14 protein-coding genes and 1 pseudogene are annotated in these 14998 nt (G+C 73.8%); 10 read left to right on the forward strand and 5 right to left on the reverse strand.

Features of this window, described 5'->3' with window-relative positions:
• The first annotated feature begins 5 nt into the window (after positions 1-5).
• Positions 6-740 (forward strand): DUF6215 domain-containing protein, encoded by a 735-nt coding sequence (locus tag ACZ6J5_RS15165; RefSeq protein WP_469391490.1) that lies wholly within the window; start codon positions 6-8, stop codon positions 738-740.
• Positions 741-808: 68 nt separating this feature from the next.
• Here ACZ6J5_RS15165 and ACZ6J5_RS15170 read toward each other — a convergent pair whose 3' ends face one another.
• Positions 809-1339: a TerD family protein gene (locus ACZ6J5_RS15170; RefSeq protein ID WP_469392146.1), complete on the reverse strand. Its 531-nt coding sequence runs from the start codon at positions 1337-1339 to the stop codon at positions 809-811.
• Between the two features lie 87 nt (positions 1340-1426).
• Between ACZ6J5_RS15170 and ACZ6J5_RS15175 the strand changes: the two genes are divergently transcribed.
• On the forward strand, positions 1427-2245 hold the full coding sequence (locus ACZ6J5_RS15175) for an arylamine N-acetyltransferase family protein (protein ID WP_469391491.1): 819 nt from the start codon (positions 1427-1429) through the stop codon (positions 2243-2245).
• Between the two features lie 32 nt (positions 2246-2277).
• Positions 2278-2883, forward strand: coding sequence for a YdbC family protein (locus ACZ6J5_RS15180; RefSeq protein WP_469391493.1), 606 nt, complete (start codon positions 2278-2280; stop codon positions 2881-2883).
• Positions 2884-3104: 221 nt separating this feature from the next.
• On the opposite strand, the gene ACZ6J5_RS15185 is transcribed toward ACZ6J5_RS15180, so the two are convergent.
• The gene (locus ACZ6J5_RS15185) at positions 3105-3767 is read right to left on the reverse strand and encodes a TetR/AcrR family transcriptional regulator (protein ID WP_469391495.1); all 663 of its coding nucleotides are present in this window, start codon (positions 3765-3767) and stop codon (positions 3105-3107) included.
• 104 nt (positions 3768-3871) lie between these two features.
• On the opposite strand from ACZ6J5_RS15185, the gene ACZ6J5_RS15190 reads away from it, so the two are divergent.
• From ACZ6J5_RS15190 to ACZ6J5_RS15205, 4 genes and pseudogenes are all read left to right on the forward strand, one after another.
• Complete coding sequence (locus ACZ6J5_RS15190; RefSeq protein ID WP_469391497.1) at positions 3872-5488, forward strand: ABC-F family ATP-binding cassette domain-containing protein; 1617 nt, start codon at positions 3872-3874, stop codon at positions 5486-5488.
• A gap of 33 nt (positions 5489-5521) precedes the next feature.
• Complete coding sequence (locus ACZ6J5_RS15195) at positions 5522-6181, forward strand: histidine phosphatase family protein (protein WP_469391499.1); 660 nt, start codon at positions 5522-5524, stop codon at positions 6179-6181.
• A gap of 12 nt (positions 6182-6193) precedes the next feature.
• On the forward strand, positions 6194-7105 hold the full coding sequence (locus tag ACZ6J5_RS15200; RefSeq protein ID WP_469391501.1) for an ADP-ribosylglycohydrolase family protein: 912 nt from the start codon (positions 6194-6196) through the stop codon (positions 7103-7105).
• 127 nt (positions 7106-7232) lie between these two features.
• Positions 7233-7538, forward strand: a pseudogene (locus ACZ6J5_RS15205) (DUF4153 domain-containing protein); the annotation flags it as partial.
• Between the two features lie 264 nt (positions 7539-7802).
• Here ACZ6J5_RS15205 and ACZ6J5_RS15210 read toward each other — a convergent pair.
• On the reverse strand, positions 7803-9356 hold the full coding sequence (locus tag ACZ6J5_RS15210; RefSeq protein WP_469391503.1) for an MFS transporter: 1554 nt from the start codon (positions 9354-9356) through the stop codon (positions 7803-7805).
• 134 nt (positions 9357-9490) lie between these two features.
• Between ACZ6J5_RS15210 and ACZ6J5_RS15215 the strand changes: the two genes are divergently transcribed.
• From ACZ6J5_RS15215 to ACZ6J5_RS15225, 3 genes are all read left to right on the forward strand, one after another.
• Positions 9491-10114 (forward strand): TetR/AcrR family transcriptional regulator, encoded by a 624-nt coding sequence (locus ACZ6J5_RS15215; RefSeq protein ID WP_469391505.1) that lies wholly within the window; start codon positions 9491-9493, stop codon positions 10112-10114.
• Between the two features lie 192 nt (positions 10115-10306).
• Positions 10307-11017 (forward strand): ribonuclease HII, encoded by a 711-nt coding sequence (locus ACZ6J5_RS15220; RefSeq protein ID WP_469391507.1) that lies wholly within the window; start codon positions 10307-10309, stop codon positions 11015-11017.
• A gap of 133 nt (positions 11018-11150) precedes the next feature.
• Positions 11151-11762 carry a hypothetical protein gene (locus tag ACZ6J5_RS15225; protein WP_469391509.1) on the forward strand — a complete coding sequence of 204 codons (612 nt, stop codon included), beginning with the start codon at positions 11151-11153 and terminating at the stop codon, positions 11760-11762.
• A gap of 129 nt (positions 11763-11891) precedes the next feature.
• Here ACZ6J5_RS15225 and ACZ6J5_RS15230 read toward each other — a convergent pair whose 3' ends face one another.
• Together ACZ6J5_RS15230 and ACZ6J5_RS15235 are read right to left on the reverse strand one after the other, a co-directional pair.
• Complete coding sequence (locus ACZ6J5_RS15230) at positions 11892-12518, reverse strand: hypothetical protein (protein WP_469391511.1); 627 nt, start codon at positions 12516-12518, stop codon at positions 11892-11894.
• 222 nt (positions 12519-12740) lie between these two features.
• Positions 12741-14924, reverse strand: a complete 2184-nt coding sequence (locus ACZ6J5_RS15235; protein ID WP_469391513.1) for a RecQ family ATP-dependent DNA helicase — start codon at positions 14922-14924, stop codon at positions 12741-12743.
• Positions 14925-14998: the final 74 nt, after the last annotated feature.

Raw genomic sequence — 14998 nt, forward strand, 5'->3', positions numbered from 1 at the left:
GGAACGTGACCGAGGGAACCGAAGGCGCGGACGGGACGCTCAGCCGCTCGAACGTGGCCGGGCAGGCGATCGCCGCGCTGGCGCTGGGGGCCGTCCTGGCGGGCGGCTTCTGGTACATGGCGAGGACCGGCATGGAGGAGGCCGAGGCGCGCGGACCGGCCGTGTGCACGCCCGCGCACCCCGCGACGCCGAAGGGCTCGCCGGAGCCGAAGCGCACCCGCCCGGCCGGATACGTCCCGGGCGACGCGCTCTGCCGGGCGCTGAACCGCCCGGACCTGCCGCGTCTCCTGGGCACCCCCGGCGAGGAGGCGCAGAACGCCTGGGGCAGTGACGGGTGGGTCGGCCTAGAGGGGGGCACCGGCATCGCGTCGCCCGAGGGGGACGTGCGCTTCCCGACGTACTCGGCGAACCTCTCGGTCTCCTACGACCGCCTTTCCGTCGCCACGATGGGGCGGCTCCTCGGGAGGACGGCGGAGCCCACACGGGTGCTGGGGCGCCAGGCGGTCCTCTACTCGGACCGGACGATCGCCCTCAAGATCCCGCTCGCCGGCGGGAGCAAGGCCGAGAGCGCCCCCGGCGGCATCGCCCGGCACCTGCTCGTCGCCAAGGACGCCAAGGACGGCGGCGGTTCGTACGAGCTCGTCATCTGGCGCCAGGACGAGGCCGTCCCCGACGACGCGGCCCTGCTGCGGGTCGCCGAGCACGTGCTGCCCACGCTGCCCGGCTGGACCGCGCGGTGAGGCGGGCGGCCGGGCGGTGAGGCGAGCGGGGCCGGGCGTCGTCCGTCCGGTCCCCGCCCCGCCGCTGCTCAGGCGCGCCGCGCGCCCATGTGGGCGCCGAAGTCGCCCGGATCGGTGTCGAAGCCGACGGACAGCGGACGCAGGGTCCACACCTCGGGCCCCTCGCGGGTGAACTCGACGACCGTGGCGGCGGTCGCGTCCGCCACGGACGAGAAGTCGTCCTCCAGCAGCTCGGTGTAGCCCTCGCGGACCCGGACGCCCGTGTGGGCGACCTGGCCGAAGGTGAGCCGGCCGTCGCGCTGCTGGATCGCCACGCCGACGACCACGCGCGCGTAGCGGGGCGCCAGGCGCGTCAGCTCCAGGGTCATCGCCTCGTCGTAGCCGAAGCCCTGCCCCGTGCGGCTGTCCCGGTTGAGGGTGATGGTGCCGTCGGGCGAACGGCTGTCGAAGTGCACGAGATAGGCCGGCGGGCCGTAGGGCGCGTCGGCGGTGTAGACCCCCGCGACGAGGTCCAGGTCGTGTGCCGGGCTCCCCATCGGACTCGGGTCCCACTTGAGCGTCACCTCGGCCTTGCCGACCCCCTTGTTGAGTCCGCTCACCATGAATCCCCTCTCCCTGTGCGGTTCCTGACGTCCCGTTCATGGTGTCATGTGATCAACGTGTCATCGGTTCGGGGGGAGCGCGGTATGTGGAGCGGGGAAGAGCTGGATCTGGACGCATATCTGGCGCGGATCGGCCACTCGGGCACCGTCACGCCGGACCTGCGGACGCTGCGCGCGCTGCACCGGGCCCATGTGGCGGCCATCCCCTTCGAGAACGTGGACGTGGCACTCGGGCGTCGCGTCCCGCTCGATCTGGTCAGCCTTCAGGGCAAGTTGGTCGGCAGGCGCCGCGGCGGCTACTGCTACGAACAGAACTCGCTCTTCGCCGCGGTCCTGGAGCGGATCGGCTTCGACGTGGCCGGGCGCGCGGCCCGCAACCGCTCGCGCGGGAGCGCGCTGACGCCCATCACCCACGCCCTCCTCGTCGTCACGGTCGACGGCGAACAGTGGCTCGCCGACACCGGGTTCGGCTGGCAGGGCCCGCTGGAACCGGTCCCCCTGACCGACGGCGCGCGGGTCGAGCAGGACGGCTGGGTCTTCGGGGTCGTGGCCGAGCCCGGGGGCGTCCACGTGCTGCGCTCGCTTCGCCCGGAGGGGTGGGCCGACCTGTACGCGTTCGCGCCGCACCCCGTGTACCCGGTGGACTTCGAGCTGATGAACCACTACAGCTCCAGCCACCCGCTGTCGCGCTTCGTCGGCCAGGTGGTGGCCCTGCGTCCGGGTGCCGACGCGCGGCTCGCGCTCGTACGGTCCACCCTGACGTCGGTGCGCGTGGACGGTACGACGGAGGAACGCATGCTCGGACCTGCGGAGTTGACCGGAACGCTGGACCGGCTCTTCGGAATCGAACTGGACGACGAGGAGGCCGAAGGGCTGCTGCGGCTGGGGTCCGCGACGGTCTGACGGGGCGTTGTTCCGACCCGTACCATGGCGCGGTGCTGGTCAAGTGGATTCGCTGCACCGTGGTGGACCGTCGAGGGTTCGAGCGGGGGCAGCGGAAATGGGCGGGGCTGCTCGGGGAGCCGGGCTTCCGGGGGCAGGGTGGCGGCTGGAGCCGGCGACGGCCGGATGTCGCCCATGTCTTCGCGTTCTGGGAGAGCCGGGCGTTCTACGACTCGTTCATGGCGCGCTCCCATGACCGGCTCGCCGCGGCGCAGGCCGGCACCTTCAAGAACGCCCAGGTCAAGCTGTTCGACCACCGATTCGACGTGAAGACGGGGTTCGAGCCGCGGTTCGCCGACGCCGACGTGGCGCGGGTCGCGCACAGCCGGGTGCACGAGGAGCGGGCCGAGCACTTCGCCCTCATGCAGGAGAAGGTGTGGAACCCGGCGATGGCCGGGTCCCCGGGGATGCTCCGCGGGGTCTTCGGCGAGGCGCCGGGGCACGAGTTCCTGGTGCTGTCGATGTGGAACTCGGCCGCCGAGCACGGGAAGTACCGCGTGGAGCGGATCGAACGCCTCGGCCTGCGCGCCCAGACCGCCGCCGATGTGGCGGCCCTGACGGGGGACGTCGTCCAGCTTGAGTCGGCCTGGGCGGTCTGACCTGGGTCTGTGTGTCTGTGTGTCTGCGTCTGCGTCTGCGTGTCCGCGTGTCTGGGGGACGGTGCGCGGGGGCGGTGCGTAGGGGAGAGTGCGCGGGCGGGGCGGGGCGGGGCGGGGCGAGGCGGGGCGAGGCGGGGTGCGGCGGTGCGCGGTGGGCCGGCTGGCCGGGTGGGGTGTGGTGAGCCCGGCGGGGGTGCGGTGGGACGGGCGGGTGACGCGGGTCAGGGCGGGGACGCCGGCCCGGTCGCCGGAGCCGCCGTGCTGATGAAGGCCCCCGCCTTCACCGCCGTGAGCACCGTCCGCGCCGCCTCCTCGGCCACGGTGGCGTCCACCGGCTCCCGGGTGACGAACAGGCGCAGGAAGAGCGGTGCCGACACGGCCCGCACGACCGCGCCCGCGTCCGTCCCGGCCGGGGCCTCGCCACGGGTCACGGCCCGGTCCACCACGGGCTCGCAGCGCCGGAACCGCTCCGTGTAGAAGGCGCGGAGGGAGTCGGCGGCCGTCGCCGACTGGAACGCGGCGGCGACGAAGGCCGTCGGCGCGGCGGCCCGCGCCGGGTCGGCGAAGGAGTCGGCCAGCTCGCGGGCCAGCGCCAGCAGATCGCCCCCGAGGCTCCCGGTGTCCGGTGCCGTCCACGCGTCCTCGCCGGCGAGCGCGAGCGCGTCGGCGAGCATGCCCTCGACGCCCCCCCAGCGCCGGTAGAGCGTCGTCTTGTGCACGCCGGACCGCTCCGCGACGTACTCGACCGTGAGGGCGGGATAGCCGTGCTCGGCCAGCCCGGTCAGGACCGCGTCCCGGACGGCGGCACGGGTCCGCGCCGTGCGCCCGCCGGGGCGTCTGCTGCCGGGGGCGGGGGAGGTCTCTGTCTCGGACGACTCGTTCAATTGCGACTCCCGTTGCGTTAGTGGCTACGAGTGTGCCACACTCACCGTAACGCGACAACCGTTGTGTTAATCGGAGCTCGTCCTTCCCGCACCGGAGGCGCCCCTTGCCCACGCCCACCCAGATCTCCCTTCACGACGCGACCGTGACCCGTGGCGAACGCCTGCTGCTCGACCAGGTCTCACTCACCGTGCGCCCCGGCGAGCGGATCGGGATCGTGGGGGAGAACGGAGCGGGGAAATCCACCCTGCTCCGCATCCTCGCGGGACTCGACGCCCCCGACTCCGGCGAGGCCGTCACCGTCGCCGACGGCGGCACCGCACTGCTCGCCCAGACACCCGAGCTGCCGCCCGGAGCCACCGTCGCCGAAGCCGTCGACGCCGCGCTCGGCGAGCTGCGCGCCATGGAGCGGCGCCTGCGCGCACTGGAGGCCGGCCTCGGCGCGGCGGACCAGTGGACCCTCGATGCCTACGGGGACCTGCTCACCGCCTTCGAGCTGCGCGGGGGATACGAGGCCGACGCCCGCGTCGACAAGGCCCTGCACGCCCTCGGCCTGGCCCACCTGGACCGGGAGCGCGGGCTCGGCAGCCTCTCCGGCGGCGAGCGCGCCAGGCTCGGGATCGCCTGCGCCGTCGCCGCCGCGCCCGAGGCGCTGTTCCTCGACGAGCCGACCAACCACCTGGACGCCCGGGCGCTCGACTGGCTGGAGGACTCCCTCCTCGCCCACCGGGGCACCGTCGTGGCCGTCTCCCATGACCGTGCCTTCCTGGAGCGGGTGGCCACCGCGATCCTGGAGGTCGACGCGGACCGCCGCGCCGTCGTGCGGTACGGAGACGGCTACGCGGGCTTCCGCGCCGAGCGGGCCGCGGCCCGGCGCCGCTGGGAGCAGGCCCGCGCCGACTGGCTGGCCGAGACCGAGCGCCTCGCCGCGTACGCCACGACCACCGCCCACGGAGTGGCCGCGGGCCGGGCCGCCAAGGACAACAACAAGATGGCGTACGACCGCGCGGGCGGCCGGGTCCAGGCCGCCGTCTCCGGCCGCGTGCGCCACGCGCAGGAGCGGCTGCGGCGGCTCCAGGAGGAGCCCGTCCCCGAGCCGCCCCGGCCCCTCTCCTTCACCGCCCGGCCGGCCGTCGGCCGAGCCCGGGGCGAGCTCCTCTCCCTGGACGGGGTGCGGGTCGCCGACCGGCTGCGCGTCGGCCGGCTCACCGTCGCCGCGGGCGAACGGCTGCTGATCCACGGGGGCAACGGGGCCGGCAAGACCACCCTGCTCCGGGTCATGGCGGGCCTGGCCCAGCCCGACGCCGGCCGGGTCACCCGCCAGGGCCGCACGGGATATCTCGCCCAGGAGATACCGGCGCACCGGCCGGCCGAACGCCTCCTCGCCGCCTTCGGCCGAGGACTCCCGCTCACCGAGGACGAGCGGAGCGAACTGCTCCTCTCCTACGGACTGTTCCGCCCCGACGACCTGCGGATACCCGTCGGACGCCTTTCCGCGGGCCAGCGCCGCCGCCTGGCGCTCGCCCGGCTGCTCGCCCGCCCCGCCGACCTGCTGCTGCTCGACGAGCCGGCCAACCACCTGGCGCTCGGCCTCGTCGAGGAGCTGGAGGAGGCGCTGGAGCGGTGGCCGGGTGCCGTGGTCGTCGTCTCCCACGACCGCGCGCTCCGCCGCCGCTTCACCGGGACGGTACGCCAGATGGACTCCGGACACCTGCTCGACTGAGCCATATGGCGCGCGGCGATCTAGGGTCGTCCCATGGCACGACCGCGGCGCATCGTCCTCGTACGGCACGGAGAATCCGAGGGCAATGCCGATGACACGGTGTACGAGAGGGAGCCCGACCACGCGCTCCGGCTCACCGGGACCGGATGGCGGCAGGCCGAGGAGACGGGGGGACGGCTGCGGGAGATGTTCGGGCAGGAGCAGGTCAGCGTCTATGTGTCGCCCTACCGGCGGACGCACGAGACCCTGCGCGCCTTCCGCCTCGATCCGGAGAACATACGCGTCAGAGAGGAGCCGCGCCTGAGGGAACAGGACTGGGGAAACTGGCAGGACCGGGAGGACGTACGCCTCCAGAAGGCCTACCGGGACGCCTACGGGCACTTCTTCTACCGCTTCGCCCAGGGAGAGTCGGGTGCCGACGTGTACGACCGCGTCGGGGCGTTCCTGGAGAGCCTCTACCGGAGCTTCGAGGCCCCGGACCACCCGCCGAACGTCCTGCTCGTCACCCACGGGCTGACCATGCGGCTGTTCTGCATGCGCTGGTTCCACTGGACGGTCGCCGACTTCGAGTCGCTGTCCAACCCGGGAAACGCGGAGGCCAGGACGCTGCTGCTCGGAGCGGACGGGAAGTACCGGCTCGACCGGCCCTTCGAACGCTGGCGTACCCCGGAACCGTATGGCCCCACCGGATAGAGTGGCAGAGCGATGACCGCTGATTCCTCTTCCGACCGGCGCCTCGACCGCGCCCTGGCCAGCCTGCGCGGGCTGTCCGTGGGGGACGCCCTGGGTTCCCAGTACTTCGTCCCCGCCCACTATCCCCTGCTGAAGCGGCACGAGCCGCCCACCGGTCCCTGGCAGTGGACCGACGACACCGAGATGGCCTGCTCCGTGCTCGCCGTGCTCGTCACCCACGGCCGGATCGACCAGGACGCGCTCGCCGCGTCCTTCGCCCACCATCACGACTTCGACCGGGGCTACGGCCCCGCCGTCAACCGGATGCTCCGGCTGATCCGGGAGGGCGGCGACTGGCGGGAGCTCGCCGCCGCCCTCTTCAAGGGGCAGGGCTCGTGGGGCAACGGCGCAGCCATGCGGATCGCCCCGCTCGGCGCCTGGTACGCCGACGACCCCGAGCAGGCCACCCACCAGGCCGAGATCTCCTCGTACACCACCCACCAGCACCGCGAGGCCGTGGTCGGCGCGATGGCCGTCGCCGCGGCCGCCGCGCTCGCCGCCGACCCCGCCGGGCCGCCCACCCCCGAGGCGCTGCTCGACGGCGTCATCGCCCTGGTCCCGCGCAGCGCCGTCGGGGCCGGTCTGCGCCGGGCCCGCGACATGCTCGACTACGGGGACGCGGGGACCGTGGCGGCCGTCCTCGGGAGCGGCCGGCGCACCAGCGCGCACGACACCGTGCCGTTCGCGCTCTGGTCCGCCGCGCGGTCGCTCGGCGACTACGAGCGGATGTTCTGGACGACCGCGGCCGTCGGCGGCGACGTCGACACCACCTGCGCCATCGCGGGCGGAGTCGTAGCCTCCGGCACGACCGGGGCGCCGCCGGCCGCGTGGCTGGAACAGACCGAGGAACTGCCCGCCTGGCTGCCGAGCGGGCCCCCCGCCTAGCGGACCGCGACGCCCGACCGCCAAGGCCCCGCGCCGGGGCCGGGTGTCACGGTCCTGCCACGGGGGCCTCCGGGCGGGTTCGCGGGGGCTGGGCGCGACGAGAGTCGGCCGCTCCGAAGCGCCGCTCATGACAAGAGCGCGCCGCCGAGACACCCGCCCCCCCGGACGCCTCCCGCGGCGGCGGGATGCCGTGGGTCTGGAGCGGGGCGCGGCAGCGCGCGGCGTCGCCATCCTGCTGATCATGGCCGCCGGGGTCTGGGGCGCCCGGCTGCCGCCCCGCGCGATCGCCGCGAGCGCGGCCGGTTTCGTCTTCGCCGTCGGCCTTATCCAGCCGGACGCCGTGATCGCCCGGCAGAACGTCGACCGGCACGAGCGGCTCGGCAAGATCGACGTGCGGTACCTCAGGGGCCTCTCGGCCGAGGCCGTCCCCGCCCTCGACCGGCTCCCGGAGCCGCTGCGCTCCTGCGCGCTCGCCGGGATCCACGAACCGCTCCAGGAGGCGGACGGGGGAGCCGGAACACGAGGAGCCGGGAGCCGGGAGCCGGGAGCCGGGACATCCTCGATGCCCGCCCGCCGACCCGTACGCCGGGGGAGTGCGGCCCGTCCGGCCGTGAGGAGGACTAGGACCCGCACGCCGACCCGTACGGCTCCCCCTGACCCGTACCGGATCAGGGGGAGCCAAGGGGCGCCGGACGGGTCAGGCGACCGGGCCGCCGGCGCCCGCCGTCCCGCTCAGCGCCGCCAGGTCGCTCTTGCGCACCCGGATCACCGTCACCGCCGTGACGAAGGCGACCAGTGCCATGACCACCGCGGCGGTGAACGCCAGCGAGATGCCGGCCGTCAGCACCTCGTGGGACCAGGGCGGCGGCAGCTCGTGGGTCCGGGCGAACTCCGCCTGCTGTGCGGGCGTCGCCTGCGCGAGGAACTCCTGGACCTGCGTGCGCCCCTCCTCCCGGCTGGCCGTGCCGAAGACCGTGACCAGGATCGACAGGCCCAGCGACCCGCCCACCTGCTGGGTCGCGTTGAGCAGCCCCGACGCCGCCCCGGCCTCGTGCTGCGCGACCCCGGAGACGGCGGTCAGCGTGAGGGTGACGAAGTTGAGGCCCATGCCGAAGCCGAAGACGAGCATCGGGCCGAGGACCCCGCTCAGATAGGAGCTGTCCGAACTGATGAAACCCAGCCAGAAGAGGCCGATCGCCGTGCCCGTCGCCCCGGCCACCATGAACGGCTTCGGGCCGAGGACCGGCAGCATCCGCTGGGCGAGCGCCGCGCCGAGGCCGATGGCGAGCGTCACCGGGAGGAACGCGAGGCCGGAGCGGATCGGGCTGTAGCCGAGCACGTTCTGCACGAACAGGACGATGAAGAAGAACATGCCCATCATGGCGGCGGCCAGGCTCAGCATGATCACGTACGTGCCGGAGCGGTTGCGGTCGGCGAACATCCGCAAGGGGGTGATGGGTTCGCGGGCCCGCGACTCGACGAGCGCGAAGAGCGCCAGCAGGATGCCCGCCGCGATGAAGGCGGTGAGGGTGAGCGGGTCCTTCCAGCCCTCCTCGGATGCGCGGATGAAGCCGTAGACGAGCGCGGTCATGCCGAGGGTGGAGGAGAGCGCCCCCGCGAGGTCGAAGCGGCCGGGGTGGCGCTCGGACTCGTTGATGAAGCGGGGTGCCAGGAAGGCGATGACCAGGCCGATCGGCACGTTCACGAACAGCACCCAGCGCCAGTCGAGCCACTCGGTGAGCATGCCGCCGGCCAGCAGGCCGATGGCGCCGCCGCCGGCCGAGACGGCGGCGAAGACTCCGAACGCCCGGTTCCGCGCCGGGCCTTCGGGGAACGTCGTGGTGATCAGCGCCAGTGAGGTCGGCGAGGCGATCGCCCCTCCGACACCCTGCAGGGCGCGCGCGGCCAGCAACTGCCAGGGCTCCTGGGCGAAGCCGCCCAGCAGCGAGGCGAGGGTGAAGACGAGGATGCCGGTCATGAACACCCGGCGGCGCCCGAGGATGTCGCCCGCCCGGCCGCCGAGCAGCAGCATGCCGCCGAAGGTGAGCGTGTACGCGCTCAGCACCCACGACAGGTCGGTGGTGGAGAAGGAGAGCGCCTGCTGGATGTGCGGGAGTGCGATGTTCACGATCGTGGCGTCGAGGACGACCATCAACTGGCAGGCGGCGATGACGGTGAGAGCGATTCCCGGCCGGTTCGGGTGGCTGGCGGAGCCTGGACCTGTCCGGGTGCCCACCGGAGATGTTGTCACTGTGTATCCCCCACGGAAGAATCCAGTGAACGCACTCGTTCACTGTCCTCCACGGTAGTGATTCCCCCTCAGAGAACGCAACCGTTCACTGAGTACTGCCGCCTGCCCGAGGACGGCCCAACAGAGAGGTTCTGATGGTTACTTCGCACTCCGTGGCCCCCGCTCGGCCACCGGGGTCGGCGCCACGGCGGCATGGCGCGGTGCTGGAGCGCGCGATCCTCGACGCGGCGCTCGAACAGCTCGGCACGGTCGGCTGGAACGGTCTGACGATGGAGGGCGTCGCCGTCGGTGCGCGGACCGGCAAGGCGGCGGTCTACCGCCGCTGGTCCTCCAAGGAGGACCTCGTCGTGGACGCGCTCCGGGCCGCGCTCCCCGCCCTCGGCGACGCCCCCGACCACGGGAACGTCCGCGAGGACCTCTACCAGCTGTGCCGGAGGGTGCGGGCGGCGATGTACTCGAAGCCCGGGTTCGCGCTGCGAGCCGTCATGCACGAATGCGACGCCGAAGCCGCGGAGCGCTTCCACGCACTGATCCTCACCCGCGTGACCGATCCCTCGAAGCGGCTGCTGCGGGAGGTCCTGGAACGCGGTGTGGTGCGCGGCGAGGTCCGCGCGGACGCCCCAGGCGACCTGGTGTACGACGTGATCCCCGCCATGATGATGTACCGCTCGAAGGTGTGCGGCAGCGAATGGACCGACGCCGAGATCGCCGAGATGATCGACCGGGTGATGGTCCCCCTGCTACGGAGCGGGGGCTAGGAACAGGCCCTGGAACGGGGCCCGGAGCGAGGGTGCGGAGCGATGGCCGGGAAGCGCGGTCCGGGCGGCCCCGAGTGCTCCGTGAGGGGTCCCCGATCCGGGCGTTTCGGGTCGGGATCCGGGCGGGTCCGGGTCACCAGGTGGAATTCGGGTACCGGCGGAGGCGGCCGTCGGCGTAACCTGTCAAGCGCCATGCCGTACGAACCACCCACCCACACTGTCGAGCGCTCGATCCGCGCCACCACCGGCGCCAAGATCGTCGCCGGGGTCGACGAGGTCGGCCGCGGCGCGTGGGCCGGTCCCGTGACCGTGTGCGCCGCCGTCACCGGCCTGCGCCGGGCCCCCGCCGGACTCACCGACTCCAAGCTGATCACCCCGAAGCGGCGCACCGCGCTCGCCGCCGAGCTCCAGGACTGGGTGACGGCGTACGCGCTCGGCGACGCCTCGCCCGAGGAGATCGACGAGCTCGGGATGACCGCGGCGCTCCGGCTTGCCGCCGTCCGGGCCCTCGAAGGCCTTCCGGTGCGCCCGGACGCGGTGATCCTCGACGGCAAGCACGACTACCTCGGCAGCCCCTGGCGGGTCCGTACGGTGATCAAGGGCGACCAGTCCTGCATCGCCGTGGCCGCCGCCTCGGTGATCGCCAAGGTCCGGCGCGACACCATGATGGGGGAGCTGGGAGCGGAGTCGGAGGAGTACGCGGCGTACGCCTTCGGGGCCAACGCCGGATATCCCTCACCGGTCCACAAGGCCGCGCTGGAGGAACGGGGCCCCACCCCGTACCACCGGCTCTCCTGGTCCTACCTCGACGCGATGCCGCGCTGGCGGCACCTGAAGAAGGTCCGTGTCTCCGCCGAGGCGGCCGCGCTGGAAAGCGGGGGCCAACTCGGCTTCGAATTCTGACTTCCGGCCGCCGGACCTCTCCGGCGGGACCCCGAACGGGATCCCGCCGGCGGAGCCCGGTCCAGCGGCCGGGGCGCCACCGTGCGCCCACCCGCCGGAGCTCCCCGCGACGGCGTTTGATAGACATCCACCCATGCCTCCCATCCCCGAGGAGCCTCAGATTTCTGAGAGTGCCCAGGGTCCCCGCGCGACCGCGGCAGCCGACCGCCCCGTGCCGACCCCCCGCCCCGTACCCGGCCCGCGTACCGCGGCCACCCCGCGACCCGGACGCCCGGGCCCCGGCCCCGCGCGGCCCGCGCCGCCGGTGCCGCGCCCGCAGCCGGCCGCTCAGGAGAATCGTTCCGGCCAGGTGGCCGGAACCCAGATCCAGCTGATTCCGGCCACCGCCGACGGCGCGCTCGACGCCGCCGAGGAGGCCGTGGACCTGCTCCTGGAGTCCGGCCGCGCCCCCGGCGACGTGCTGGTGCTCACCACCGGCGAGCAGCACCCGTGGGCGGCGCACGAGCTGTCCTTCGGCGAGAGCGCCTACTGGGCGCAGCAGGACGCCCGCGAGGACGTGTTCTTCGCGGACGCGGCCTCCGTGGAGCGGGCCGCGGCCCGTCCCGTGGTGGTCGTCGCGGTCAACGGCGGTGCCGACGCCGCCGTCGCCCGGTCCCTGCCCGAGGCGCTGACCCGGGCGACCACCCTGCTGGTCGTCTGCGGCGAGCCCGAGCGCGTCAACGCCGTCCTCGGCGCCGGCGTCTGACAACAGCCGTACCTCCGGAGCCCGGCAGTCCCCTCGGGGGCGGCCGGGCTCCGCGCGCGTCGAGGGCCATGGTCGTCGCCGTCGTCGCCGTCGTCGTCGCCGTCGTCGAGGGGTGGTGCCGGTCGCCGCTCAGCGGGCGGCGGCCCGGCGCAGCGGCTCCGGCGCGCCGCTCGCGATGCGCGGGACGAGCCGGTCGAAGGCCGACTCCTCGCCGAGCGGCACGGGCGGCGAGTCGAAGCTGGGCCGCCGTCCGCCGCGCCCCTCGCCGAGCACCTGCCAGCCGCCCCGGGTGAGCGTGATGTACGCCCCGCAGCGAAGCCCGTGGAGCGTGCAGGCGTCCCGCAGGCCCCACATCCAGGCCCCGTCCTCCTCCGTCCACCGCTCGTCGCCCTCGCGGCAGTAGAGCAGCACCGCCGTCCGTACCGGGGCGCGCCGGCGCAGATCGTGCGGGATCACCCGGCGCAGGTGGGAGAGGAGTGCGTTGCGGAACTCCCAGCCGTCCGCCGGACCGGGCCGACGGGTGAACGAGGCGCTGGCGGCGATCCGCTCCTCAGGGTCGAGGACGGCGACCACCGCGGTGGCGGGCGTGGGTAGATGCCGGGAGTGCAGGCCGCTGACGACCTCTCGGGGGCTGCGCAGCAGCGGGATCCCCGCCGTGGCCCACTCCGCCGGTTCGAGTATCCGAGCGAGGCGACTGGCCGACCCGGACGGGGAAGCGATGGACGATGCTGAGGACGGAGCGAATCCGAGGGTCACGGTCCTCCCTTCGGATACACGCCCGCTCGGCGGGCAGGGTCAGATAGGCGAGAGGGCGCACCACGGCACGGTCCATCCGGGCCGCGTACGGACCGTTCGGGGCGGATTCCCAATTGTTCCTGGCCCGTGCGCGGGCGGCAACGAGCAATTGAGGCCGCTGACTGGATTGAACCGGTATGACTCTCATATCCCTGCCCCGTCGCCCATTGTTCACTCCCCGTTTCACCCCTGGACGGCGAGCACCAGCGGATACACCCCCTCCGCTCCCGCGCGCCGCAGCAGCCTCGCCGTCACCGCCAAGGTCCAGCCACTGTCGGAGAGGTCGTCCACCAGCAGCACCGGCCCGCCCGCCGAGGCCAGGCGCTCCGCGAGATCGGCCGGGACGACCAGGGACCGCTGCAGCCCGACCACCCGCTGCGCGCTGTTGGTCCTGGAGATCCGCAGGTCGGCGGCCTCCGGCGCGTACTCCACCGTGCCGAGCAGCGGCATCCTGCCGATCTCGGAGATCCGCCGGCCGAGCGATCCCACCAGCCGGGGCTTGCGGTGCGAGGCGACCGTGACCACGCCGGCCGGCCGGGGCGGCGCGTCCGGGCCGCCCGAGGCCCAACCGCCCGGGCCCTTCGCCCAGTCGGCGAGCACCCGCACGACCGCCTGCACCACGTCGTCCGGCACCTCCCCGTCCGGGGCGCCGTCCGAGAGCATCGGCCGCAGCCGGTTGCCCCAGCCGATGTCCGAGAGCCGGCCCAGCGCCCGGCCCGGGGAGGACTGCTCGCCGGCCGGGATACGGCCCTTCAGATCCACCCCTACGGCGGCCAGCCCGGTCGGCCACATCTTGCGCGGCTCCACCTCGACACCGGCCCGCCGCAGCTCGCCCTGCGCCGTGTCGAGTGCCGAATCGGAGACCTTGGCGTCGAACCTGACGCCCGCGCAGTTGTCACAGCGCCCGCACGGGGCCGCCGCCTCGTCGTCCAGCCGGCGCCGCAGGAACTCCATCCGGCAGCCGTCCGTCGTCGCGTACTCCCGCATGGCCTGCTGCTCCGCCGACCGCTGCCGGGCCACCCACGCGTACCGCTCGGTGTCGTAGACCCAGGGCTGCCCGGTGCTCTCCCAGCCGCCCTTCACCCGCTTCACGGCCCCGTCCACGTCGAGGACCTTCAGCATCGTCTCCAGGCGGGTCCTGCGCAGCTCGACCAGCGGCTCCAGCGCGGGCAGCGACAGCGGGCGGCCCGCCCGCGCCAGCACGTCCAGGGTGCGGCGCACCTGCTCCTCGGGCGGGAAGGCGACGGAGGCGAAGTACTGCCAGATGGCCTCGTCCTCCTTGCCGGGGAGCAGCAGCACCTCCGCGTGCTCCACGCCGCGGCCCGCGCGTCCCACCTGCTGGTAGTACGCGATCGGGGAGGACGGCGAGCCGAGGTGCACCACGAAGCCGAGGTCCGGCTTGTCGAAGCCCATGCCGAGCGCGGAGGTCGCGACCAGCGCCTTCACCCGGTTCGCCTGGAGGTCGTCCTCCGCCTGCTGCCGGTCCGCGTTCTCGGTCCGCCCCGTGTAGGAGGAGACCGTGTGCCCGCACGCCCGCAGATGGGCCGTGACCTCCTCCGCCGCGGCCACCGTCAGCGTGTAGACGATCCCGGAGCCGGGCAGCTCGTGGAGGTGGTCGGCCAGCCAGGCCAGCCGGTGGGCCGCGTCCGGCAGCCGCACCACGCCGAGGCTGAGGCTCTCGCGGTCCAGCGGTCCGCGCAGCACCAGCGCGTCGGAGTCCCCGCCCGTGCCCAGCTGCTCGGCGACGTCCGCCGTCACCCGGGCGTTCGCCGTCGCCGTCGTCGCGAGCACCGGCACCCCGGCCGGCAGGTCCGCGAGCATGGTGCGCAGCCTGCGGTAGTCCGGCCGGAAGTCGTGGCCCCAGTCCGAGATGCAGTGCGCCTCGTCGACCACGAGCAGACCGGTCGCGGCGGCGAGGGTCGGCAGCACCTGATCGCGGAAGTCCGGGTTGTTCAGCCGCTCCGGGCTGACCAGCAGCACGTCCACGGAGCCGTCGGCGACCTCCCGCTGGACGGTCTCCCACTCCTCCGTGTTCGACGAGTTGATCGTGCGGGCGCGGATGCCCGCCCGCGCCGCCGCCTCGACCTGGTTGCGCATCAGGGCCAGCAGCGGCGAGACGATCACCGTCGGTCCGGCCCCGCGCTCCCGCAGCAGCGAGGTCGCCACGAAGTACACCGCGGACTTGCCCCAGCCCGTGCGCTGCACCACCAGTGCCCGGCGTCTGTCCGCGACCAGCGCCTCGATGGCCCGCCACTGGTCCTCGCGCAGCCTCGCCGCGCCCGTCGGATCGGAGACGAGACGGGCGAGCACGGCATCGGCGGCGGCGCGGAGGGCGGCGCGGTCTTCGGGACGGTCTGCGTCGGTCATGCCCCCATGCAACCCGATCGGTCGGACAATCGGCGAACGGACCGCCCGACCTGTGGATAACTCACGGCGGCGAT

This window comes from Streptomyces sp. NPDC042100, assembly GCF_055582325.1.